17 protein-coding genes are annotated in these 21,500 nt (G+C 67.6%); 11 read left to right on the top strand and 6 right to left on the bottom strand.

Features of this window, described 5'->3' with window-relative positions; genetic code table 11:
* Window positions 1-4: 4 nt before the first annotated feature.
* Complete coding sequence (locus VPH47_RS14345) at window positions 5-754, bottom strand: molecular chaperone (RefSeq protein WP_368851091.1); 750 nt, start codon at window positions 752-754, stop codon at window positions 5-7.
* The gene (locus VPH47_RS14340) at window positions 754-1,239 is read right to left on the bottom strand and encodes a spore coat U domain-containing protein (RefSeq protein WP_263469109.1); all 486 of its coding nucleotides are present in this window, start codon (window positions 1,237-1,239) and stop codon (window positions 754-756) included. Before VPH47_RS14340 ends, VPH47_RS14345 begins: the two co-directional genes overlap by 1 nt.
* Before the next feature lie 223 nt (window positions 1,240-1,462).
* On the opposite strand from VPH47_RS14340, the gene map reads away from it, so the two are divergent.
* Genes map through dapE form a run of 6 tightly spaced genes read left to right on the top strand, consistent with a single transcriptional unit; the run spans window position 1,463 to window position 8,419 of the window.
* Window positions 1,463-2,305 (top strand): type I methionyl aminopeptidase, encoded by an 843-nt coding sequence (gene map / locus VPH47_RS14335; RefSeq protein WP_368851090.1) that lies wholly within the window; start codon window positions 1,463-1,465, stop codon window positions 2,303-2,305.
* A 2-nt stretch (window positions 2,306-2,307) separates the two neighbouring features.
* Window positions 2,308-4,935, top strand: a complete 2,628-nt coding sequence (locus VPH47_RS14330) for a [protein-PII] uridylyltransferase (RefSeq protein ID WP_197610398.1) — start codon at window positions 2,308-2,310, stop codon at window positions 4,933-4,935.
* Complete coding sequence (dapD, locus tag VPH47_RS14325; RefSeq protein WP_368851089.1) at window positions 4,935-6,023, top strand: 2,3,4,5-tetrahydropyridine-2,6-dicarboxylate N-succinyltransferase; 1,089 nt, start codon at window positions 4,935-4,937, stop codon at window positions 6,021-6,023. Before VPH47_RS14330 ends, dapD begins: the two co-directional genes overlap by 1 nt.
* 2 nt (window positions 6,024-6,025) lie before the next feature.
* Window positions 6,026-6,892, top strand: coding sequence for a hypothetical protein (locus VPH47_RS14320; RefSeq protein WP_368851088.1), 867 nt, complete (start codon window positions 6,026-6,028; stop codon window positions 6,890-6,892).
* 31 nt (window positions 6,893-6,923) lie between these two features.
* On the top strand, window positions 6,924-7,295 hold the full coding sequence (locus tag VPH47_RS14315) for an arsenate reductase (RefSeq protein WP_180847611.1): 372 nt from the start codon (window positions 6,924-6,926) through the stop codon (window positions 7,293-7,295).
* Window positions 7,292-8,419 carry a succinyl-diaminopimelate desuccinylase gene (gene dapE, locus VPH47_RS14310; RefSeq protein WP_368851087.1) on the top strand — a complete coding sequence of 376 codons (1,128 nt, stop codon included), beginning with the start codon at window positions 7,292-7,294 and terminating at the stop codon, window positions 8,417-8,419. The genes VPH47_RS14315 and dapE overlap by 4 nt, the downstream gene beginning before the upstream one ends.
* A gap of 49 nt (window positions 8,420-8,468) precedes the next feature.
* Here dapE and VPH47_RS14305 read toward each other — a convergent pair whose 3' ends face one another.
* On the bottom strand, window positions 8,469-9,347 hold the full coding sequence (locus VPH47_RS14305; RefSeq protein WP_368851592.1) for a tetratricopeptide repeat protein: 879 nt from the start codon (window positions 9,345-9,347) through the stop codon (window positions 8,469-8,471).
* Between the two features lie 339 nt (window positions 9,348-9,686).
* On the opposite strand from VPH47_RS14305, the gene asnB reads away from it, so the two are divergent.
* Window positions 9,687-11,378: an asparagine synthase B gene (gene asnB / locus VPH47_RS14300; protein WP_368851086.1), complete on the top strand. Its 1,692-nt coding sequence runs from the start codon at window positions 9,687-9,689 to the stop codon at window positions 11,376-11,378.
* A gap of 100 nt (window positions 11,379-11,478) precedes the next feature.
* Window positions 11,479-12,867, top strand: coding sequence for a cation:proton antiporter (locus VPH47_RS14295; protein WP_368851085.1), 1,389 nt, complete (start codon window positions 11,479-11,481; stop codon window positions 12,865-12,867).
* A 78-nt stretch (window positions 12,868-12,945) separates the two neighbouring features.
* Here VPH47_RS14295 and VPH47_RS14290 read toward each other — a convergent pair whose 3' ends face one another.
* Window positions 12,946-15,273: a penicillin acylase family protein gene (locus VPH47_RS14290; protein WP_368851083.1), complete on the bottom strand. Its 2,328-nt coding sequence runs from the start codon at window positions 15,271-15,273 to the stop codon at window positions 12,946-12,948.
* 123 nt (window positions 15,274-15,396) lie between these two features.
* Between VPH47_RS14290 and bfr the strand changes: the two genes are divergently transcribed.
* The gene (gene bfr, locus VPH47_RS14285; RefSeq protein WP_368851082.1) at window positions 15,397-15,885 is read left to right on the top strand and encodes a bacterioferritin; all 489 of its coding nucleotides are present in this window, start codon (window positions 15,397-15,399) and stop codon (window positions 15,883-15,885) included.
* A 323-nt stretch (window positions 15,886-16,208) separates the two neighbouring features.
* Here the strand turns inward: bfr and parC are convergent, their stop codons facing one another.
* Together parC and VPH47_RS14275 are read right to left on the bottom strand one after the other, a co-directional pair.
* Window positions 16,209-18,452, bottom strand: coding sequence for a DNA topoisomerase IV subunit A (gene parC / locus VPH47_RS14280; RefSeq protein WP_110711726.1), 2,244 nt, complete (start codon window positions 18,450-18,452; stop codon window positions 16,209-16,211).
* A gap of 60 nt (window positions 18,453-18,512) precedes the next feature.
* Complete coding sequence (locus VPH47_RS14275; RefSeq protein ID WP_368851081.1) at window positions 18,513-19,394, bottom strand: helix-turn-helix domain-containing protein; 882 nt, start codon at window positions 19,392-19,394, stop codon at window positions 18,513-18,515.
* A 172-nt stretch (window positions 19,395-19,566) separates the two neighbouring features.
* Between VPH47_RS14275 and emrR the strand changes: the two genes are divergently transcribed.
* Together emrR and emrC are read left to right on the top strand one after the other, a co-directional pair.
* Window positions 19,567-20,010: a multidrug efflux system transcriptional regulator EmrR gene (emrR, locus tag VPH47_RS14270; RefSeq protein WP_005415875.1), complete on the top strand. Its 444-nt coding sequence runs from the start codon at window positions 19,567-19,569 to the stop codon at window positions 20,008-20,010.
* Entirely contained in the window at window positions 20,007-21,500 is a 1,494-nt protein-coding gene (gene emrC / locus VPH47_RS14265; RefSeq protein WP_368851080.1) for a multidrug efflux transporter outer membrane subunit EmrC, read from the top strand. Before emrR ends, emrC begins: the two co-directional genes overlap by 4 nt.

Genomic DNA, 21,500 nt, shown 5'->3' with positions numbered 1-21,500 from the left:
CGCCTCAGCGAGCCGGTGGTGGCGACAGTGGCGTCTGTTCCGACTCGCCATTGAGCTTGGCCGTGATCTGGTCGTTGTCGCGGTCGATCGCCATGCGCTCGATCGGCCAGCGCATCACCTGGCCGGGCAGCACATAGCCCAGCAGGCCGGGGTGCACGATGCGCGGGCGCTTGGCGCTACCGAGTGCGAGGTCGGCAATCTGTGCATAGCTGTTGCCCGAATTGGCCACCTCGACGCCGTTGCGGCCATCGCCCAGCGTCACCAGGCGCGCCTGCAGCTGCGGGGCGAGCTTGCCGGACGCGGGCTGCACGAATACCGGGATCGAGTAGCGCAGGACGAACTGCATGCCCTCGGCACGGGTGGCCAGGTCCGGCACCTCGTCCACGATCAGGCGGTAGTACTGCTGTGCCGGCGGGGGCTCCCGGGTCGGGCGCATCACCCGCACCAGTTGCTGCTGGCCCGCCGCCAGCTCCTGCATCGGCGGGGAGGCCATCAGTTCATCGGTGGGCAGCAGTTGCTCCTGGCCACCCTGCTGCACCCAGCGGAAGACGCGTACCTGCAGCTTCACCGGTGAGGTGCCGCTGTTGGTCAGCCACAGCTCGCCGGCACGCTGGCGGGCTTCCAGCTGCAGGCTGGTGGGGGCGACCTGCAGGCTGGTGGCGCCTGCCGTAGAGGTCGCCAGCAGGCACAGGGCGAGCAGCGCCACGCCGGTGGCGCGCCACGGGCGGGGTCCGGCCATGCGGGCGTGCTCCATCAATAGGTGATCGTGGCGGTGACCGTATCCAGGTAGTTACCGGTGGCCGGGTTGTTGGTGCTCAGGTTGAGGATCTGGCCGTAGACGATGTAAGGCACGGCCAGGCCGGTGCCGATGCCGGCCTGCGTGTTGGTGCCGGAGGTGGAACCCCAGACCAGGGTGTGCGCGGCATCCTGGTACAGCTGGTAGCCCACGAAGTTGTTGGCGGTCACCGCGGCGTTGGTGTTCTTCATCCGGCGGGTGGTGACGTCATTGGCAGTGCCTGCATTGGCACCCGCATTCAGTGAAATCGTGTACGGGGTCAGGGCCGAGCACTGCGCGGTGACCGTGCCCTGGCCCAGGGTGGGGGTCGCCGTGGTCGAGGCCGCAGTGCCGAAGTCGACGTTGGTTGCCGCAGCGGCGGTGATGGTGCAGGCCTTGGTGACCACCAGGGTGACGTTGAAGGTGGTGGTGTCGGCGGCCTGGGCCAGCGCTGGGCCAGCCATCAGCAGGGCCAACAGGCCCCACGCACGCAGGGAACGAAGCGGGAATCGCATGGACAACCTCCCTGACCCGAAGGTCTGTTGAACAAGGCGAAGGCGGCACGTTCGGCACCGCTTCGGCGACGGTAGCCTCAGCTTGTGCGGGTAAGTGTCTGTAATCCGTGATAAATAGGCGGGCGAAAGAGTGGAGGTCATCACGCTTTCACTTTCCTTGCCGGAACCGTGCATGGCCCGGATCGCCAGTTGGGTGGCGTTCGTTCAGATTGTGGCCGGATCGGCGATAATGGGGCCCATGAGCGTGAATCTGAAAACCCCGCAGGAAATCGAGATGATGCGAATCGCCGGCCGCCTGGCCAGCGAAGTGCTCGACATCGTCACCCCCCACGTCAAGCCCGGTGTCACCACCGAGGAACTGGACCGCATCTGCCACGACCACATCGTGAACGTGCAGGGCGCCGTTCCGGCCAACGTCGGCTACCGCGGCTTCCCGAAGACCGTGTGCACCTCGGTCAACAACGTCATCTGCCATGGCATCCCCAGCGAAGGGAAGGTGCTCAAGGATGGCGACATCATCAATATCGACGTCACCGTCATCAAGGATGGCTGGCACGGCGACACCAGCCGCATGTACTTCGTCGGCACGCCTTCGGTGATGGCCCGCCGCCTGGTGGAAACCACCTACGAGGCGATGTGGCGCGGCATCCGCGCGGTGCGTCCGGGCGCCACCCTGGGTGACATCGGCCATGCCATCCAGAGCTATGCCGAAGGCGAGCGTTTCAGCGTGGTGCGCGAGTACTGCGGCCACGGCATCGGCAAGGTCTACCACGATGAGCCGCAGGTGGTGCATTACGGCCGTCCGGGCCAGGGCCTGGTGCTGCAGCCGGGCATGACCTTCACCATCGAGCCGATGATCAACGAGGGCACCCGTTACAACAAGGTGCTGCCGGACGGCTGGACCGTGGTGACCAAGGACCGCAAGTTGTCGGCACAGTGGGAGCACATGATCGCGGTCACCGAATCCGGCGTTGACGTGCTGACGCTGTCGCCGGGCGAGTCACAGGTCTCCTGACGATGCTGCCGGCGGGTTCGCTGCTGGACACGCCGGCCGCGTCGCTCAACGACCCGGACTGGGCTGCTGCCGCGCGACAGGCGCTGCAGCAGGCCGACGCGCGGCTGTACCGCCGCTTCGACCAGGGCGACAACATCGAGCGCCTGCTGGCGCTGCGCGCGCGTGCCGCCGACCATCTGATCCGCCTGGCCTGGCAGCGTTGCCTGCCGGCCGACAGTGGCCTTTCACTGTTCGCGGTGGGTGGGTACGGACGCGGTGAACTGTTCCCGCGTTCGGACATCGACCTGCTGGTGTTCGGTGATCCTGCCGTGCAGCTTGCCCACGAGGCGGAACTGGCGCGTTTGTTCGCGCTGCTGTGGGATTGCGGGCTTGCAGTGAGCCATGCCGTGCGTTCGGCGGCGCAGTGCCGCGAGGCGGCGGCTGACCAGACCGTGCTGACCGCGCTGATCGAGGCGCGCCCGATCCTGGCCGATGATGCGGCACGCCGCGCGCTGCGCGAGGCCATCGACGACCGCGAGCTGTGGCCGGCACGTGCGTTCTTCCTGGCCAAGCTGGAGGAACTGCGCAACCGCCACCAGCGTTTCGGCGATACCGCCGACAACCTGGAGCCGGACCTGAAGGATGGCCCGGGCGGCCTGCGCGATCTCAATACGCTGGGCTGGATGGCGCTGCGCGCATTCGGCGTGCGTGACCTGGAGGCGCTGGTCGGGCTCGGCCATCTGGGCGCCGACGAAGCGGCGGCGCTGAAGCGCGAACGTGCGGTGCTGGCGCGGCTGCGCTTCGGCCTGCACCTGGTGGCACGCCGTCCGGAAGAGCGCCTGCGTTTCGATTACCAGAAGACCCTGGCCGCGCGCCTGGGCTTCGAAGACGATGCCGAGAATCTCGGCGTCGAGAAGATGATGCAGGGGTTCTACCGTGCCGCATTGGTGGTGCGCCGGATCAGCGACCGCCTGCTGCAGCGCTTCGAGGAACAGTTCGATGGCGAGGCGCAGCCGGAGCCGCTGACCGTGGGTTTCTCCCTGCGCCGTGGTTACCTGGCGGCCAATGATGCGGATTGGCCGCGCGGCGACATCGGCCAGGTGTTCGCGCTGTTCGCCAGCTGGGCCAACAATCCGCAGGTGCGCGGCCTGCATTCGTTGACTGCGCGCGCGCTGGCCGAATCATTGCCGTTGCTGCCCGCCTATGACCAGGCCGACAGCGATGCGCGCGAGAATTTTCTGGCCCTTCTACGTGGCCAACGCCCGGTCGACACACTCTCGCGCATGGCGCGGCTGGGCGTGCTCGGGCAGTGGATTCCTGCCTTCGCCCAGGTCAGCGGGCGCATGCAGTTCGACCTGTTCCATGTCTATACCGTCGACCAGCACACGCTGATGGTCCTGCGCAACATCGGCCAGTTCGCCAGCAGCCGTGCCGACGAGCGCTTTTCGATCGCGCATGAAGTGTGGCCGCGCCTGCGCAAGCCGGAGCTGCTGCTGCTGGCCGGCCTGTTCCATGACATCGCCAAGGGCCGTGGCGGCGACCACTCGGAGCTGGGCGCGGTGGACGCGCGCGCGTTCTGCCAGGCGCATGCGCTGAGCACGTCCGATACTGAACTGGTGGCGTGGCTGGTCGAACAGCACCTGCGCATGTCGGTGACCGCGCAGAAGCAGGACATCGCCGACCCGGTGGTGATCCATCGCTTCGCCACCCTGGTGGGCAGCCGCGACCGCCTAGACTATCTGTACCTGCTGACCTGCGCTGATATCGCCGGCACCAGTCCGAAGCTGTGGAACGCGTGGAAGGACCGCCTGCTGGCCGATCTGTATTTCGCCACCCGGCGCGCGCTGCGCGAAGGGCTCGAGCATCCGGTACCGGCGGCCGAGCGCGTGGCCGAGGCGCGCGACAGCGTGCGCGCACTGGTGCGCGAACAGGGGTACGACGATGCCACCATCGACCGCCAGTTCGCGGTGATGCCCGACGAAGGCTTCATTCGCCTGCGTCCCGAGCAGCTGGCCTGGCAGACCGCCGCGCTGGTGCCGGTGAAGCAGGGCCACACACTGGTGAAGGTGCGCCGGATCAGCGTCGACGACCCGGCGCTGGAGGTGTTCGTGCACTCCCCGGACCGTGATGGCCTGTTCGCAGCGATCGCCATGACCCTGGACCGCAAGGGCTATGGCATCCATCGCGCACGCGTGCTGGACGGCCCTGCCGACACCATCTTCGATACCTTCGAAGTGAACCCGGCCGACAGCTTTGCCGATGGCAGCAGCGCCAATCTGGAGGCGGCGCTGCGCGAAGCGCTCAGTGGCGACCTGACCCGCCTGCGGCCGTCGCGCCGGGTGGTGCCACGGCAGCTGCGCCATTTCCGTTTCGCCCCCCGCATCGAGTTCCGCGATGAACCCGGCGCGACCCGTTTTGCCCTGGTCGCACCTGACCGCCCCGGCCTGCTGGCCGACGTGGCGTTCGTGCTGCGCAACCAGGGCCTGCGCGTGCATGATGCGCGCATTGCCACGTTCGGCGAACGCGCCGAAGACACCTTCGTGATCAGTGACGAACACGACCTCCCCCTGACTGAACCTGCCCGGCAGCAGCTGCATGACGCGATGCTGGCCTGCCTGGACCCTGATCGAAACGCCGGAGACCCCGCCTGATGGCCACCAAGCCTGCTAAGAAGACTGCTGCCACCGCCAAGAGCGCAGCGGCCAAGAAAGCTCCACAACAGCCGAAGGCTGGTCAAACTGCCGCCGTGCCGGCCGCGAAGAAGGCTGCCGCGCCGAAGAAAGCCGCAGCGGTGAAGGCCCCGGCGAAGAAGGTGGCGGCACCCAAGAAGGCCCCGGCCAAGAGTGCCGAAGCCGCACGCGCCGAAACCATCGCCCGCAAGTCGCTGCGCAAGCCGGCCGCGCCGGGCGTGGAAGAGCTGAAGTTCGGCATCGAGAGCGCCTTCGAGCGCCGTGCGACGCTGACCCTGCACGAACTGGAAGGCTCGACCAAGCCGCTGGTCAACCGCGTGATCGACGGCCTGGAAAGCGGTGAATTCCGTGTCGCCGAACCGGACGGCCAGGGTGGCTGGAAGGTCAACGAGTGGCTGAAGAAGGCGGTGCTGCTGTACTTCCGCGTCAACGACATGGCCGTGGTCGATGCGCGCCCGGCGCCGTTCTGGGACAAGGTCGAATCGCGCTTCGCCGGCTATGACGAAGCGAAGTTCCGCCGTGGCGGCGTGCGCGTGGTGCCGGGCGCGATCGCCCGTCGCGGCACGTACTTCGGCAAGGACGTGGTGCTGATGCCGAGCTTCACCAACATCGGCGCCTATGTCGGCGAAGGCACCATGGTCGATACCTGGGCCACCGTCGGTTCCTGCGCGCAGATCGGCCAGCACTGCCACCTGTCCGGCGGCGCCGGCATCGGCGGCGTGCTGGAGCCGCTGCAGGCCAGCCCGACCATCATCGAGGACCACTGCTTCATCGGTGCGCGCTCGGAAGTGGTGGAAGGCGTGGTGGTCGGCCACCACAGCGTGATCGGCATGGGCGTGTTCCTCAGCCAGAGCACCCGCATCTACAACCGCGCCACCGGCGAGATCAGCTACGGCTACATCCCGCCGTACAGCGTGGTGGTGTCCGGTTCGCTGCCGAGCAAGGACGGTACCCACTCGCTGTACTGCGCGGTGATCGTCAAGCAGGTCGATGCCAAGACCCGCAGCAAGACCAGCGTCAACGACCTGCTGCGCGGCCTGGCCGACTGAAGGTGGCTGCGCCGGAGGACCTGGCGCAGTCCGCGATCTACCGGCATCCGTCCGACACCCTGTTCGGGCGGATGCTGCCGCGCCTGCTGCACGCCCCGCGCTGGACCCGGCTGCGCCGCGCACTGTCGCGGCGCCGGCCGATGCCGGCGCTGGTCAGTGACGTGCGCGACGTGGTCTACGTGAGCTGGTGGGTCGACGTGCGCCACGCGCCGATGCCACCACCAGGCCATCACTATGTGGTCCATGCCGGACGCACGCCTTACACCATCCTCAGCTACCGTCACGGCCACTTCGGGCCCGCGCTGGCTGGGCCGCTGCGTTCCCTGATGCCGTCTCCGAGGCAGAGCAACTGGCGCTGGTACCTGCATCGTGACGACGATCCGGACGGGACACCGGTGGTGCTGTTCGACCGCAACGTGATGGATCAGCTGCCCTTCGTGGCCGGCGCGCGTGCCTTCAGCGATGCCATGCAGCCGCATCTGTCCACTCGCTTCGAGCATGTGGTGCGTGCCGATGGCGGAGGGTACACCCTGATCGAAGGCGGGCAGGGCAGTGCCCCGGCGCTGCACCTGCAGTGGCAGGCCGCTGCGGGCTGGGACGATGCCGGGTGGGCGGCGGCCTTCGGCGGCCACCAGGCCCTGCTGCGCTTCCTCTCCTGCCAGGACGAGGCCATCGCCCGTACCTGCGACCAGCGCTGGGCCAGCACCCGCATCGCGCTGCCGGTCGAGGTCGACAGCCTGCAGCCCCTGCGCCTGATCGGCGAACTGCAGTGTCCGCGGCTGCAGGCGATGGGCGTGGCGCTGCACGAGGGGCTGGCCTTCCGGCTGCCACGGGTGCCGTTCCGGGTCGTGTCCGAGCGCCTGTTGTGAGATTCTGGCCCTCTGTTTTCCAGCATCACAGATGGCCATGAGCACCACTGTCTACGGTTTGAAGAACTGCGATACCTGCAAGAAGGCGACCAAGTGGCTGGACCGCTTCGGCGTGCCTTACACCTTCGTCGACTACCGCGACAACAAACCCAGCCCGGAAATGCTGCTGGCATGGGCGGCGCAGCTGGGTGGCCTGGCCGCGATGGTGAACAAGTCGTCCACCACCTGGCGGCAGTTGCCGGACAACCGCAAGGCTGCCGATTCCGAGGCCGAATGGAAGCTGTTGCTGCGCGAGTATCCGCAGCTGATCAAGCGCCCGCTGGTGGTCACCGCCGACGGCGCGGTCAGCCAGGGTTTCAGTGACAACGGCTTCAAGGCACGCTTCGGCGTGGGCGACGCATGAGCGCTGTCCTCGACTTGACCTGTGAGCTGATCGCACGGCCTTCGGTGACACCGGACGATGCCGGCTGCCAGGCACTGCTGGCGGCACGCCTGAAGCAGGCCGGATTCCATTGCGATCACTTGCGCCTGGGTGACGTCGACAATCTGTGGGCGACCCACGGCCAGGGCGCGCCGGTACTGGTGTTGCTGGGCCACACCGACGTGGTGCCGCCCGGCCCGCGCGAGGCCTGGGCCAGCGATCCGTTCACGCCGCAGATCCGTGAGGGCGTGCTCTACGGCCGCGGCGCCGCCGACATGAAGGGCAGTGTCGCCGCGTTCGTGGTCGCCGCCGAGCAGTTTGTCGCTGCACATCCCGATCACCCGGGCACGCTGGCGGTGCTGCTGACCAGCGACGAGGAAGGCGATGCCATCGACGGCGTGCGCCATGTCGCACGCCTGTTCGCCGCACGCGGCCAGCGCATCGACTGGTGCATTACCGGTGAACCGTCGTCGACGGCCACGCTGGGTGATCTGCTGCGGGTCGGCCGTCGTGGCAGCCTGTCGGCCAAGCTGCGGGTGCAGGGCGTACAGGGCCACGTGGCGTATCCGGATAAGGCACGCAACCCGATCCACCAGACCGCTCCGGCCTTGGCCGAACTGAGTGCGCGACGCTGGGACGACGGCTACGAGAGCTTCCCGCCGACCAGTCTGCAGATTTCCAACATCCACGCCGGCACCGGTGCCAACAACGTGATTCCCGGCGAACTCGAAGTGGATTTCAACATCCGCTACAACCCGCACTGGGACGCACCGAAGCTGGAGGCGGAGATTACCGCAGTGCTGGAGCAGCATGGCCTGCAGTACACGCTGAAGTGGCACCGCAGCGGTGAGCCTTTCTACACCCCGGAAGGCACGCTGCGCGCCACCGCACGTGCGGTGCTGGCCGAGCACATCGGCCGTGCGCCGGAAGAAAGCACAGGCGGTGGCACGTCCGATGCACGCTTCATCGCGCCGCTGGGTGCGCAGTGCATCGAAGTGGGGCCGGTCAACGCCAGCATCCACCAGGTGGACGAGAACGTGCGCGTGGACGATCTGGAAGCATTGCCGGGTCTGTACCAGCGCCTGGTGGAACGGCTGCTGGCGTGACGCTGCGACGGTGGGTGCCGACCGTTGGTCGGCATGTCTCCTGCCGGCTCTATTCCGAAAAAATGAAGAACGGCGGCTCGACCGCCTTCTTCCAGTAGCTTGGTGCGGCCATGTAGAAGTGCTGCGCTTCGGCCCTGGCGAACCAGTGCGCCGCTGCTTCGGTGTCCTTCTCCACGCCCGGCGCACTGCGGCCCAGCAGCAGACCGGCGAAGTACTGGCCGAACACATTGCCCTTCTCACCGGCGCGCTGGTACAGCTGCAGCGCACGTGCCGGATCGCGCGGCAGTCCCATGCCTTTCTCCAGCAGCGCGCCCAGGTCGACCTGCGCTTCGGCGTCGCCGCGCTCGGCACGACGCTGGATCTGCGCCACCCGCGGATGCACGGCGCCACCCTGTGCGGCCACTGCATCCGGCAGTCGCGACGATGAACTCGGGTAGCGCTCGTAGATCATTCCGCGCAGGTCCCAGCGCAGCGCCTGCTGCGCGTCGCCTCGCTGGCGATAGGCCTTGGCGAGCCCGTAGAACGCATAGGGATTGCCGTGGTTGGCCGCCGCCAGATACGCACGTTCACCGCGTTGCCAGGAGGCGCGCAGCACCGGAGCCGGATTGATGTGGGGGCTGTCGGCATGCTGCAGCGTGCCGGAGGTCCAGATCCGGCCCAGTGCTTCTTCCGCTTTGGTGTTGCGGAAGGTCCAGGGCGTGATCGCGGCAGCACGCTCGTAGTAGGCGACGGCGCGCGGATCGTTGAAACGTTCGAAGGTCTGCGCGGTGTCCCAGGCACCGTCGAAGCTGCCGTCGGTGCCGCGTTGTTCCAGTGCCTGCTGCTGCGCCAGCGGCAGCGTGGAAGGCGGAGGCAGGGTCTGGCAGGCCGCCAGGCCCAGGCAGAGCAGGGCGGCCAGCGCCCCGGTGCATCCATTGTGGTGTTGCATTTCCATTACACGTTCCAGGGCGGGCCATTATGCGCTTCGGGAGTGGTTGCCAACGCAACGGTTGCGCCGTGCCGGAAACCGCGGTAGGGTCGATTCCATGTCGATCCGCCTGGCCACCGCCGTCAATAACAACAACCGCAATAATCTGCGCGCGAATAATCGTGCGCGGCCGATGCGGGACTGCGCCCTGGGTAGATAGACAGCAACACACGCCCGGACACCAGAAAACCCGCATCAGCCGATGCGGGTTTTTTTGTGCCCGGGCGCAGCCCCACCCGGGCCTGGATGGCCGGTCGAACACCTTCCCACCCGTGAAATCCCCCCAACAGGAGCTCCCCCATGTGTTCGATCTTCGGAATCTTCGGCCTGCAGGCCGGTGACGATCTTCCCGCTCTGCGCCGCCACGCGCTGGAGCTGTCGCAGCGCCAGCGCCACCGTGGCCCGGACTGGAGCGGCGTGTACCTCGACGAAGGTGCGCTGCTGGTCCACGAGCGGCTGGCCATCGTCGATCCTGCCGGTGGTTCGCAGCCGCTGCTGTCGGCCGATGGCCAGCTGGCGCTGGCGGTGAACGGCGAGATCTACAACCACCAGGCATTGAAGGCGGCGCTGACCACCACCTACGACTTCCAGACCGGCTCGGACTGCGAGGTGATCAACGCACTGTACCGCCAGGGCGGATCGCCGGCGCAGTGGCTGGAGCAGCTCAACGGCATCTTCGCCTTCGCGCTGTGGGACCGTGACAGCGGACGCGTGCTGGTGGCGCGTGACCCGGTCGGCGTGGTGCCGCTGTACTGGGGCCATGATGCCCAGGGACGCCTGCGCGTGGCGTCGGAAATGAAGGCGCTGGTCGACACCTGTGCCGACGTCGCGCAGTTCCCGCCGGGTCACTACTTCGACAGCGCCAGTGGTGAGCTGGTGCGTTATTACCAGCAGCCGTGGCGCGACTACGCCGACGTTCAGGGCCGCCAGGCCGACCTGGCCGAACTGCGCCAAGCCTTCGAGCACGCGGTGGAGCGACAGCTGATGAGTGACGTGCCGTATGGCGTGCTGCTGTCCGGTGGCCTGGATTCGTCGCTGGTGGCGGCCGTTGCCGCACGCTATGCGCGTCGGCGCATCGAGGATGGCGGGCAGACCGAAGCCTGGTGGCCGCGCCTGCATTCGTTCGCGATCGGCTTGAAGGGTTCGCCGGATCTTGCTGCTGCGGCGATCGCTGCCGAGGCTCTTGGCACCGTGCATCACGGCTTCGAATACACCTTCGAGGAAGGCCTCGACGCGCTGCCGGAAGTGATCCGCCACATCGAAACCTATGACGTCACCACCATCCGCGCCTCGACGCCGATGTTCCTGCTGGCACGGCGGATCAAGGCGATGGGCGTGAAAATGGTGCTCTCCGGCGAGGGCAGCGACGAGATCTTCGGTGGCTACCTGTACTTCCACAAGGCACCGGATGCGCGTGAGTTCCACGATGAGCTGGTGCGCAAGCTCGACGCCCTGCACAACTACGATTGCCTGCGCGCCAACAAGTCGATGATGGCCTGGGGCGTGGAGCCGCGCGTGCCGTTCCTCGACCGTGAGTTCCTCGATGTGGCGATGCGCTTCGATGCCGCGCACAAGATGGTAGGTGCCGGCTTTGGTGGCCGCCGCATCGAGAAGGCGGTGCTGCGCGAGGCGTTCGACGGCTACCTGCCGGACAGCATCCTGTGGCGGCAGAAGGAACAGTTTAGCGATGGCGTCGGCTACGGCTGGATCGATGGGCTGAAGGCGCATGCCGAAGCCCAGGTGAGCGACCGCGTACTGGCGGCGGCCGACAAGCGCTTCCCGCACAACCCGCCGCAGACCAAGGAGGCGTACTACTACCGCCACCTGTTCGAGCAGTTCTTCCCCAGCCGCGCAGCGGCCGAGACAGTGCCGGGCGGCAAGTCGATCGCCTGTTCGTCGCCGGCCGCCATTGCCTGGGATGCCAGCTTCGCTGCAGCTGCAGATCCGTCGGGTCGCGCGATCGCCGGGGTGCACGCGCGGGCACTGGCCTAAGCGCCAAAAAGGGGACGGAGGGGATTAAGTCGTTTGTGGCACAAACGACTTAATCCCCTCCGTCCCCTTTTCCGTATCATCGCCCCCTGCACATTGGGGAATGTTCATGGACGTACAGACCGGGGGCCGGGCGCCGCCGATCAAGTGGGGATGGCGCTACCTGGCCTGGGCCGGGGTGCCGTTGCTGGCCGGCGTGCTGCTGGCGCGATATGCCGGGCCGGCGGCGCCTGCGGCGGTTGCCCGTGCCACCGCCGCCGCTGAAGGCGGCTGGGCTCAGCACCTGACGTCTCCGCTGGGCCTGTTCCTTCTGCAGTTGCTGGTGCTGCTGCTGGTGGCCAAGGGCGCGGGTGCGCTGCTCAAGCGCTTTGGACAACCGGCGGTGATCGGCGAGATGGCCGCTGGCCTGATGATGGGGCCGCTGGTGCTCGGCAGCCTGCTGCCGCAACTGCATGGTGCGTTGTTCCCGGCCAGCTCGCTGGGGCCGCTGGGCATGCTCAGCCAGCTGGGCGTGCTGATGTTCCTGCTGGTGGCCGGTGCCGAGCTGGACCTGGCGGCGCTGCGTGGCCGCCGGCGCTTCGCCTTCACGGTCAGCCATGCCGGCATTGCAGTGCCGTTCGTTCTCGGCGTGGCCCTCGCGATCTGGCTGTATCCGCAGCACGGCCCACAGGGTGTGGGCTTCACCGCATTCGCGTTGTTCGTCGGCATCTCCATGAGCATCACGGCCTTCCCCGTGCTGCTGCGCATCCTTGCCGATCGTGGCATCACACAGACGCCACTGGGGCAGACCGCGATCGCCTGCGCGGCATTGGGCGATGCCACCGCCTGGTGCCTGCTGGCGCTGATCGTGGCCGCTGCCCAGGCCAGCGGCTGGTTGCCGGCCAGCCTCAACCTGCTGTGCGTGGTCGTATTCGTGGCGCTGATGCTGGGGCTGGTGAAGCCGTGGTTTGCCCGCCAGCAGATCGCGCCGGGCCGTGAGGGACGTTGGCTGCTGGGCATCCTGCTGTTGTCGCTGGCCAGTGCGCTGGTCACCGAGATGCTGGGCATCCACGCACTGTTCGGTGCATTCGCTGCGGGCGTCGCGGTATCGTCCAACGCGCAGTTGCGCGACCTGCTGATGGCCCGCGTCGAACCGTTCGCGGTGACCCTGCTGCTGCCACTGTTCTTCGCCATGACTGGCCTGCGCATGCGCGCCGATGCGCTGCAGGCCAGCGACATCGTGTTGTGCGTGGCGGTGATCGCGGTGGCCACGACGGGCAAGCTGCTGGGCACCTTCAGTGCCGCGCGCAGTGCCGGCATGCCCACGCGCGAGGCATGGCGGCTGGGCGCACTGATGAACACCCGTGGCCTGATGGAGCTGATCGTGCTCAACCTGGGTTACGAGCTGGGCCTGCTCGGCGACCGCCTGTTCGCGGTGCTGGTGATCATGGCGCTGGTGACCACGGCGATGACCGGGCCGCTGCTGAACCTGATCGAGCGGCGCAGGGGCTGAGTGCTGGACGGCATCCATGCAGGTGTGGAGGTGGGGTCAGATCCCTTTTCCTCTGGAAAAGGGATCTGACCCCGTCCGTCAACGGGCCGGCACCAGCGTCATCGTGTGCTGCGCCTTGCCGGGCAGGAACGGTGTCGGCCGCCCATGCACCCAGTCCTCGTGGCCGGCGCCCCAGTAGGGAGACAGCGGATGGCCGCTCTGGCCGCCGGGCATGTGCACGATGCCGTCGGCCTCGTGGCCGGGCGAGACCACCATGCGCTCGGAGGCGCCGAAGTTCGGCGTCTGCACGCGCGGCATGTCGCGGTCGCCGGGCAGGCGGTCGGCCGGCATGCACAGCCAGCGCTTGGCGATGTCCGGCAGTGCCCGCGCGATGGGATGACAGATCGCCGCGGTATTGCGTTCGCCCCAGCTGCGCTTGGCCAGCGGTCCCTGCTTGGCCAGCTCACTCTCGGTGCGGTGTGCCGCGTCGATCAGCAGCGCATCCCAGCTGTCGAAGGCGGCTGGCAGCAGATTGGCCGGACGCTGTTGCAGCATCGGCCAGGCCACACCTTCCAGCTGCGTCAGGCGCGGGTCCAGGTAGTCATCGCCCAGCTGCGCGTTGGCCGGTGCCAGCAGCGCATCGGACAGGGTCTCCATCACCTGGGTGCGGAATTCACGCACCACCCGGTAGCTCACCGAACTGGCCGAGGCGCGCCCACCCCACTGGTGACTGACCGCCTCCAGCCGCTTCAGGGCCGGGTCGTCGCTGTGCTCCAGCACATCGTGCAACAGCACCCACCAGCGCTGCAGGAACACCGCACGATCATCGAGCTGGATCGCCAGCAGGTCGTGCTCGTCGAAGCGCTCCTGGATTGCCAGCAGGTCGCGGATCTGCCGCGCCCGGGCACCAAGGTCATAGCCGCCGTTGCCGACGCTGGCCAGTGCCTCGCCGTCGAGGACGCGACCGTTGGCGGTCCACAGGCGATGGTTGGGGGGATCGATCAGTGCCGGCGAGGCATCGCTGCGGATCGGCCACGGTGCGCAGTCCTGGTTGTTGGCGGCAGTGAAGCCGGCCGGCGCACAGCCGGGGCCGCGGTCAGGGCGGGCACCGATCAGCCGCCAGGCAATGCGGCCGCTGCGGTCGCCGACCACCAGGTTCTGCGCGGGAATGCCGGCGCGGTCGGCGAAGTGCAGTGCACCGTCCAGGTCACCGGCGCGGGCCAGATCAGCGAAGTCCAGGCGCACGGCGCCGGGCAGGTGTGCGACCCAGCGCAGCGCATCGCCACTGCCATCGGCATGGGTATGCAGGATCGGCCCCCAGGCGGTTTCGCGTACCGGGAACAGCACGTCGGCCTGGCCAGCCACGGCGATGCGTTCTTCGTGCACGGTCATCGCGGCGTTGGCCGGTTCCGTGCGGTAGTCCGCCGTGTCGATGTAGCTGTTGGTGAAGCCCCAGGCGACGTGGCCGTTGCTGCCGACGATCACTGCCGGCAGGCCGGGCAGCGAGAAGCCGGTGACATCGACCTGGCCGCCGGCGGCCTGCGGGTCGGGGTAGCGCAGGCGCACGCGGAACCACAGGCCGGGTGCACGCAGGCCCAGGTGCATGTCGTCGGCGACGATCGCGCGGCCGTCGGCGGTAAGTGCACCGGCCACCGCGAAGTTGTTGCTGCCGATGACGTCGGCCTCTTCCTGCTCAGTGCCCGTTTTCCCCTTCAAAGTGCGCAGATCGAGCTGGCTGGCATCGGGCAGGGCGGCGTTGCCGGTGGGTTCGCCGAACAGCGGTGCATCCCATTCGGTGCCGTCGTGGGCGATCAGCGCGTACAGCGCCGGCGGCACCACTGCGCGGATGCGGCTCAGTGCAAGCTCGGTCTGGTTGTTCGGGTCCTGCAGGTCGGCGTACATGGCCAGCCCAGCCAGCACGCTGTCGCTGGCCTGCCACGGTTGTGGCGATTGCCGCAGCAGCAGGTAGGCCCACGGGCGCACGGCGAGATCGGCCAGGCCCTCGTTGACGCCATCCACGTAGGCGCGCACCGCTTCGCCGTTGTCGCCCAGTGCGGCCTGCAGATTCGCCTCGGTGCGTGCGCGCAGGCGATGCACGCGCATGCGCTTGTCAGCATCGATGGCCTTCGGCCCGAACAGCGCCGACAGCTCGCCGGCGGCACTGCGGCGCATCAGGTCCATCTCGAAATAACGTTCCTGCGCGTGTACGCGGCCGAGCGCACGCATCGCGTCGGCCTGGCTGCCGGCGGTAATGGTGACCACGCCTAGGGCATCGCGCTCGATGGTGACTGGCTTGGCCAGCCCCGGCAGCGCATGCTCGCCGTCCAGGTCGGCCAGGCTGCCGCGCAGCAGCAGCCATAGCACCAGGACGGTGACCAGCGCGATGGCGATCAACACGCCCAGCACCCAACGCCATGTACGTCGCATCGCACGTCCTTTCCGAACTCGTGGGCTGATTGTAGCCGCAGGCGCAACTGCGACTGATTCCGATTAGATCACCGTATTTTGAAATGCGGCACCCTATGTCACATCGATTCACAGGAGCCCCCCATGAAAGGCAACCCGGACGTCATCGCCTGCCTGAAGGAACTGCTGCGCGGCGAGCTTGCTGCCCGCGACCAGTACTTCATCCATTCCCGCCGCTACGAGGACCAGGGCCTGTTCGCGCTGTACGAACGCCTGAACCACGAGATGGAAGAGGAAACCCAGCACGCCGATGCGCTGCTGCGCCGGATCCTGTTCCTCGGCGGCGACCCGGACATGCGCCCGCATGCCACCGAGCCGGGCAAGACCGTGGAGGAGATGCTGCAGAAGGATCTCGATACTGAATACGCGGTTCGGAACAATCTCGCCGCCGGCATGAAGCTGTGCGAAGAGAAGGGTGACTACGTGAGCCGCGACATCCTGCTGGCGCAGCTGAAGGACACCGAAGAAGACCACGCCTGGTGGCTGGAGCAGCAGCTGGGCCTGATCAAGCGCATCGGCCTGGAGCTGTACCAGCTGAGCAAGATCGACGGCAACGGCGCTCCGGCGCAATGAGCCGCAGGTGGCGCCGGGCCATGCCCGGTGACCACCCGGTAGAGCCGACCGCTGGTCGGCTGCTCTGCAAAAAGCAGCCGACCAGCGGTCGGCTCTACCAGAAGAAGCACAGCGTTCTGTCGCCCGCCAGCACCGGAGCATCGCCAGCCAGCCTTCGCCCGCCAGCCGCTCCACCGCCCGCCAGCCGACAACGAAAAAGCCGGGGAATGCCCCGGCTTTTTCGTGTCCGGGGTCGGATCCGTTTTCGACGAAAACGGCTCTGACCCCTCGCCATGAATGGGTCAGAGCCCTTTCCCATGGAAAGGGATCCGACCCCGCACCCCTCACTCCACCGACAACCCTTCCACCTTCTGCCAGCCGCGCGGCAGCAGGTGGCCGCGGGTGGCGCGGGCGCCGAGGTAGGCGTCGAGCTCGTTGAACTTCAGGCCCATGGTGCGCTGGCCGGCGCGGACCTGCAGGGTCTGCCCCGGGCTGATCGCCACGATGGCCACCACGCGTTCGGTGGCGAGCTTGGCCTTCGGGATCTCGATGATCTTGTTGCCCTTGCCCTTGTCCAGTTCCGGCAGGTCGTTGGCGGCAATCGCCAGCAGGTTGCCGGAGCTGGTCACTGCCACGATGCGGTCGGTGGCGACGTTGGCGACCACCGACGGGGTCAGCACCGACGAACCCGCCGACAGGTTCAGCATCGCCTTGCCGGCCTTGTTGCGGCCGATCAGGTTCTCGAAGCGGGTGACGAAGCCGTAGCCGTGGGTGGAGGCCAGCACGAAGCGGGCATCCGGCTCGGCACTGGCCAGGGTGACGAAGCTGGTGCCCGCTGCCGGCGAGAAGCGGCCGGTCAACGGTTCACCATTGCCGCGCGCCGAAGGCAGGGTATGCACCGGCGTCGAGTAGGCGCGGCCCTCGCTGTCGAGGAACGCGACCTGCTGCGTGCTGCGCGCACGCACTGCGCCCTGCAGGGCGTCACCATCACGGTAGGACAGGGCGGACGCATCGACGTCGTGGCCCTTGGCGGCGCGGATCCAGCCCTTCTCCGACAGCACGACGGTCATCGGCTCGCTCGGCACCAGCTCGGTCTCGTCGATGGCCTGCGCGGCCTGGCGCTGCACCAGCGGCGAACGGCGTGCATCGCCGAACTTCTTGGCATCGGCGGTCAGTTCGTCGCGGATCAGCTTCTTCAGCTTGGCCTTGCTGTCGAGGATGCCGAGGATCTTCTCGCGCTCCTTGGCCAGCTCGTCCTGCTCGCCACGGATCTTCATCTCCTCCAGGCGGGCCAGCTGCTTCAGCTTGGTTTCCAGGATGTACTCGGCCTGGTCGTCGGACAGGCCGAAGCGCGCGATCAGCGCCGCCTTCGGTTCGTCCTCGGTACGGATGATGTGGATCACCTCGTCCAGGTTGAGGAACGCGACCAGCAGGCCTTCCAACAGGTGCAGGCGGCGCTCGACCTTCTGCAGGCGGTGCTGCAGGCGGCGGGTGACGGTGTTGCTGCGGAAGGTCAGCCATTCGCTGAGCAGCATCTTCAGGTTCTTCACCTGCGGACGCCCGTCCAGCCCGATCACGTTGAGGTTGACGCGGTAGCTGCGTTCCATGTCCGTGGTCGCGAACAGGTGGCCCATCAGCTGCTCGGCGTCGACGCGGTTGGAGCGCGGCACCAGCACCACGCGCACCGGGTTGGCGTGGTCGGATTCATCGCGGATGTCTTCCAGCCAGGGCAGCTTCTTGGCGCGCATCTGCGCGGCGATCTGCTCGATCACCTTCGACGGCGACACCTGGAACGGCAGCGCGGTGACCACGATGTTGTTGGCTTCCTTGGTGAAGGTCGCACGCGCACGCACGCTGCCGTTGCCGGTCTCGTACATCGTGCGCAGGTCGTTGGCTGCGGTGATGATCTCGGCGCTGGACGGATAGTCCGGGCCCTGCACGTGCTCGCACAGATCGCGCACGCTGGCCTCGGGGTTGTCCAGCAGGTGCAGCAGCGCGCTGACAATCTCGTTGAGATTGTGCGGCGGCACGTCGGTGGCCATGCCCACGGCGATGCCGGTGGTGCCGTTGAGCAGCAGGTGCGGCAGGCGTGCCGGCATCCAGGTCGGCTCCTGCAGGGTGCCGTCGAAGTTCGGTGCCCAGTCGGTGGTGCCCTGGCCCAGTTCGCCCAGCAGCACCTCGGCGATCGGGGTCAGCTTGGATTCGGTGTAACGCATCGCCGCGAACGACTTCGGGTCGTCGCTGGAGCCGAAGTTGCCCTGGCCCTCGATCAGCGGGTAACGGTACGAGAACGGCTGCGCCATCAGCACCAGCGCCTCGTAGCACGCGCTGTCGCCGTGCGGGTGGTACTTACCGATGACGTCACCGACGGTGCGCGCGGACTTCTTCGGCTTGGACGCGGCATTCAGGCCCAGCTCGCTCATCGAATAGATGATGCGGCGCTGCACCGGCTTCAGGCCGTCGCCGATGAACGGCAGGGCGCGGTCCAGGACCACGTACATCGAGTAGTCGAGGTAGGCGCGTTCGGCGTACTCGCGCAGCGGCAGTTGTTCGAATCCGTGGAACACGGGGCGGGCAAGTTCGGTCATGCGGCGTTGTTACCTGTTGTCGGGAGGCGGCGACGGCGGTCGCCGCTCGCAATCCTGTGATTATCCGGATGCGGCGGGGGATGCCAAGCCACGTGCAGGGTCCAGCCCGGTTTCCAGGCCGTGTCCGGCCCGTGCCAGGTAGCGCCCCGGTGGCAGCCCGAAGTGGCGGCGGAACACGGTGACGAAGGCGCTGGCGCTGCTGAAGCCCAGCGCGTGGGCGATGTCGGCCACGCTGCGGCCGTCGGTCAGCTGGCGCAGGGCCTCGGACAGGCGGGCCTGCTGTCGCCACTGGGCGAAGCTGAGGGTGGTCTCGTCGCGGAAGTGACGGGTCAGGCTGCGCGGCGAGAGGCCGGCCCAATGCGCCCATTCGGCCAGGCTGCGTTCGTCGGAGGGGTCGGCCAGCAGCTGCGAGGCGATCTTCAGCAGGCGCCGGTCGTGCGGCATCGGTAGATGCATGCGCTGGCGCGGCGCGGCGCGGATCTCATCCAGCAGTACGTCAATGATGTGCTGCCGCTCGGGCGTGGTGTCATAGCCGAGCGGCCACTCGCAGATGCGGTCGGCCAGCGCCTGCGCCAGCTTGGACAGGCCCAGTACGCAGGGGTCGGCGGGCAGGGTGGCGCAGGCCGGTGCGGCCAGCGCCATGCCCCAGCCGCGCAGCGGGCCGTCGAGGGTGACCGTATGCGGCTCCAGTGGCGGCATCCAGCCGGCCGAGCCCGGCGCCAGCGACCAGGTGCCGTGCGAGGTGCGGGTGGTCAACAGGCCGCGTTCGACGCAGATCAGCTGGGCACGCTGATGGTGGTGCCAGTCCACCTCACGGGCCAGCCCCTGCTGGCTGTCGAAGCGGAAGGCGATGACCGGCGGGCCGTCATTGCGCTCGAACCAGTCCAGTGCGTCATCCCTGAGCAGGCGCTTGGGAACCTGAATTTCTGCCTTGTTCATCATGTCCACTGGCTGAAATGTGTCATCCATTGGCTGGATTGTACTACCGGGCCACCTGACCAGATCATTAAGGTAGGCGCCTTCATTGATCCAGCCCGCTGCTGCAACACAGCATTCGATGCCAGATCGAATATTTCCATTGAGAAATATTTTTTTTGGAAGAGAATGCTCCCCCATGATCTGTCCTGCAACCACTCCCCCCAGCTTCGGCCTGCTGCTGCGCCAGGTGCGCGACGGCCTGGTCCGCCAACTCGATGCGTCCATGGCTGAAGAAGATCTGGGTATCGGCTTCACTCACTACATCGGGCTGAAGGTGCTTTCCAACATGGCCCCGTGTACTGCCAACGAGCTGGCCCAGGCCATCGACCAGGTGCCCAGCGCGGTAACCCGCCTGCTGGACAAGCTGGAAGCCCTGGGCTGCGTCCGCCGCGAACCGCATGCGCAGGACCGGCGCGCACTGCAGATCGTGCTGACCGATGAAGGCCGCGCGCTGTGGGCGCGGTTGAAGCTGCGCGGCGACGCGGTGATGGATTACGCGCTACGCGATCTTTCCGCCGATGAGCGCACGCTGCTGCTGTCCCTCCTTACCCGAATCCGCGATTCACTGACGACCCCATGAACCCGATCCCGCATTCCACTCTTCGCCGGTCCGGGCGCGCGCTGCTGGTATCAGCGCTGGCCCTGGCCCTGGCCGCCTGCGCCAGCAGTCGTGGCCTCAATCCGCAGGGCCACGTGCTTGACGTGGACAGCCTGCACAGCGAACGCACCCTGGCCGACACCGACCTGAGCGCCGCCGGCTTCCCGGCGCAGGACTGGTGGAAGGCGCTGGGCGATGCGCAGCTGGACGCGCTGGTCGCCGAGGGCCTGGCGGGCCACCCGAGCCTGGATGCCGCCGATGCGCGCCTGCGCCAGGCCCAGGCCCAGGTCGGCACCGCACGGGCCGATGAGCTGCCCAGCCTGTCGGTGTCCGGTGGCTATACCGGCCTGCGCCTGCCCGAGTCGATGGTCGGCAGCGAGATGGGTGGCCGCTATGGCGGCAGCAGCCAGGTCGCCTTCGACTTCAGCTACGGCGTGGACCTGTGGGGCGGCAAGCGCGCCGCTTGGGAAGCCGCCGTGGATGGCGCGCATGCCGCCACCGTCGAAGCCCAGGCCGCACGCCTGAACCTGTCTACCGGCATTACCCAGGCCTATGCCGATCTGGCTTACGCGTGGCAGCTCAATGACGTGGCCGAGGAAGAACTGACCCGCTCGCAGAAGTCGCTGCAGCTGACCCGCCAGCGCCGCGGCGCCGGCATCGACAGCGATCTGCAGGTGCGCCAGGCCGAGGCCCGCGTGCCGGCCGCGCAGCAGCAGGTGCTGGCCGCACAGCAGCGCATCGATGCCGCCCGCACCGCGCTGGCCGCCCTGGTCGGCAAGGGTCCGGACCGTGGCCTGTCGATCCAGCGCCCGCAGCCGTTGAACCCGATGGCATTGCAGCTGCCGGGCGTGCTGCCCAGCGAACTGCTGGGCCGTCGCCCCGACATCGTTGCCGCACGCTGGCGCGTTGAAGCGGCCGACAAGCAGATCAAGGTTGCGAAGACCAAGTTCTACCCGAGCTTCAACCTGACCGCGCTGGCCGGCGTGGTCGCCCCGAACGTGGGTGACCTGCTGAAGAGCAGCTCCACCTTCGCCTACATCGGCCCGGCGCTGAGCCTGCCGATCTTCGAAGGCGGCAAGCTGCGCGCCAACCTGGCCAACACCGACGCGCAGTACGACCTGGCCGTGGCCAATTACAACCAGGCCGTGCTCGACGCGCTGCGCGATGTCGCCGACCAGGTCAACGCGGTGCGCTCGCTGGCACAGCAGGCGCATGCGCAGCAGCAGGCAGTGGACACCGCACGTTCGGCCTTCGACCTGGCCCAGCAGCGCTACCGCGCCGGCATCGGCAGCTACCTGGACGTGCTGACCGCGCAGTCCACCCTGCTGCAATCGCAGCAGCAGCTGGCCGGCCTGCAGTCGCAGCAGGTGCAGACCTCGGTGCGCCTGAGCAAGGCACTGGGCGGTGGTTTCCAGCCCGCTGACGCCGACCGCGCACCGATTGCCTCCCATTCCGATTCCTCGCATTCCTGA

Source organism: Stenotrophomonas sp. WED208, from assembly GCF_040984485.1.
GTDB lineage: Bacteria > Pseudomonadota > Gammaproteobacteria > Xanthomonadales > Xanthomonadaceae > Stenotrophomonas > Stenotrophomonas riyadhensis.
The sequence above is the reverse complement of the archived record's forward strand: the minus strand, read 5'-3'. Positions and strand labels throughout refer to the sequence as shown.

Bases quoted from the DNA above. Each gene is read 5' to 3' on its own strand.
- bfr (WP_368851082.1), top strand. From the start codon at position 15,397: ATGAAAGGCAACCCGGACGTCATCGCCTGCCTGAAGGAACTGCTGCGC.
- parC (WP_110711726.1), bottom strand. From the start codon at position 18,452: ATGACCGAACTTGCCCGCCCCGTGTTCCACGGATTCGAACAACTGCCG.
- dapE (WP_368851087.1), top strand. From the start codon at position 7,292: ATGAGCGCTGTCCTCGACTTGACCTGTGAGCTGATCGCACGGCCTTCG.
- asnB (WP_368851086.1), top strand. From the start codon at position 9,687: ATGTGTTCGATCTTCGGAATCTTCGGCCTGCAGGCCGGTGACGATCTT.
- dapD (WP_368851089.1), top strand. From the start codon at position 4,935: ATGGCCACCAAGCCTGCTAAGAAGACTGCTGCCACCGCCAAGAGCGCA.
- emrR (WP_005415875.1), top strand. From the start codon at position 19,567: ATGATCTGTCCTGCAACCACTCCCCCCAGCTTCGGCCTGCTGCTGCGC.
- VPH47_RS14315 (WP_180847611.1), top strand. From the start codon at position 6,924: ATGGCCATGAGCACCACTGTCTACGGTTTGAAGAACTGCGATACCTGC.
- VPH47_RS14345 (WP_368851091.1), bottom strand. From the start codon at position 754: ATGGAGCACGCCCGCATGGCCGGACCCCGCCCGTGGCGCGCCACCGGC.
- VPH47_RS14290 (WP_368851083.1), bottom strand. From the start codon at position 15,273: ATGCGACGTACATGGCGTTGGGTGCTGGGCGTGTTGATCGCCATCGCG.
- VPH47_RS14340 (WP_263469109.1), bottom strand. From the start codon at position 1,239: ATGGCTGGCCCAGCGCTGGCCCAGGCCGCCGACACCACCACCTTCAAC.
- map (WP_368851090.1), top strand. From the start codon at position 1,463: ATGGCCCGGATCGCCAGTTGGGTGGCGTTCGTTCAGATTGTGGCCGGA.
- VPH47_RS14330 (WP_197610398.1), top strand. From the start codon at position 2,308: ATGCTGCCGGCGGGTTCGCTGCTGGACACGCCGGCCGCGTCGCTCAAC.
- VPH47_RS14275 (WP_368851081.1), bottom strand. From the start codon at position 19,394: ATGATGAACAAGGCAGAAATTCAGGTTCCCAAGCGCCTGCTCAGGGAT.
- emrC (WP_368851080.1), top strand. From the start codon at position 20,007: ATGAACCCGATCCCGCATTCCACTCTTCGCCGGTCCGGGCGCGCGCTG.
- VPH47_RS14295 (WP_368851085.1), top strand. From the start codon at position 11,479: ATGTTCATGGACGTACAGACCGGGGGCCGGGCGCCGCCGATCAAGTGG.
- VPH47_RS14305 (WP_368851592.1), bottom strand. From the start codon at position 9,347: ATGCAACACCACAATGGATGCACCGGGGCGCTGGCCGCCCTGCTCTGC.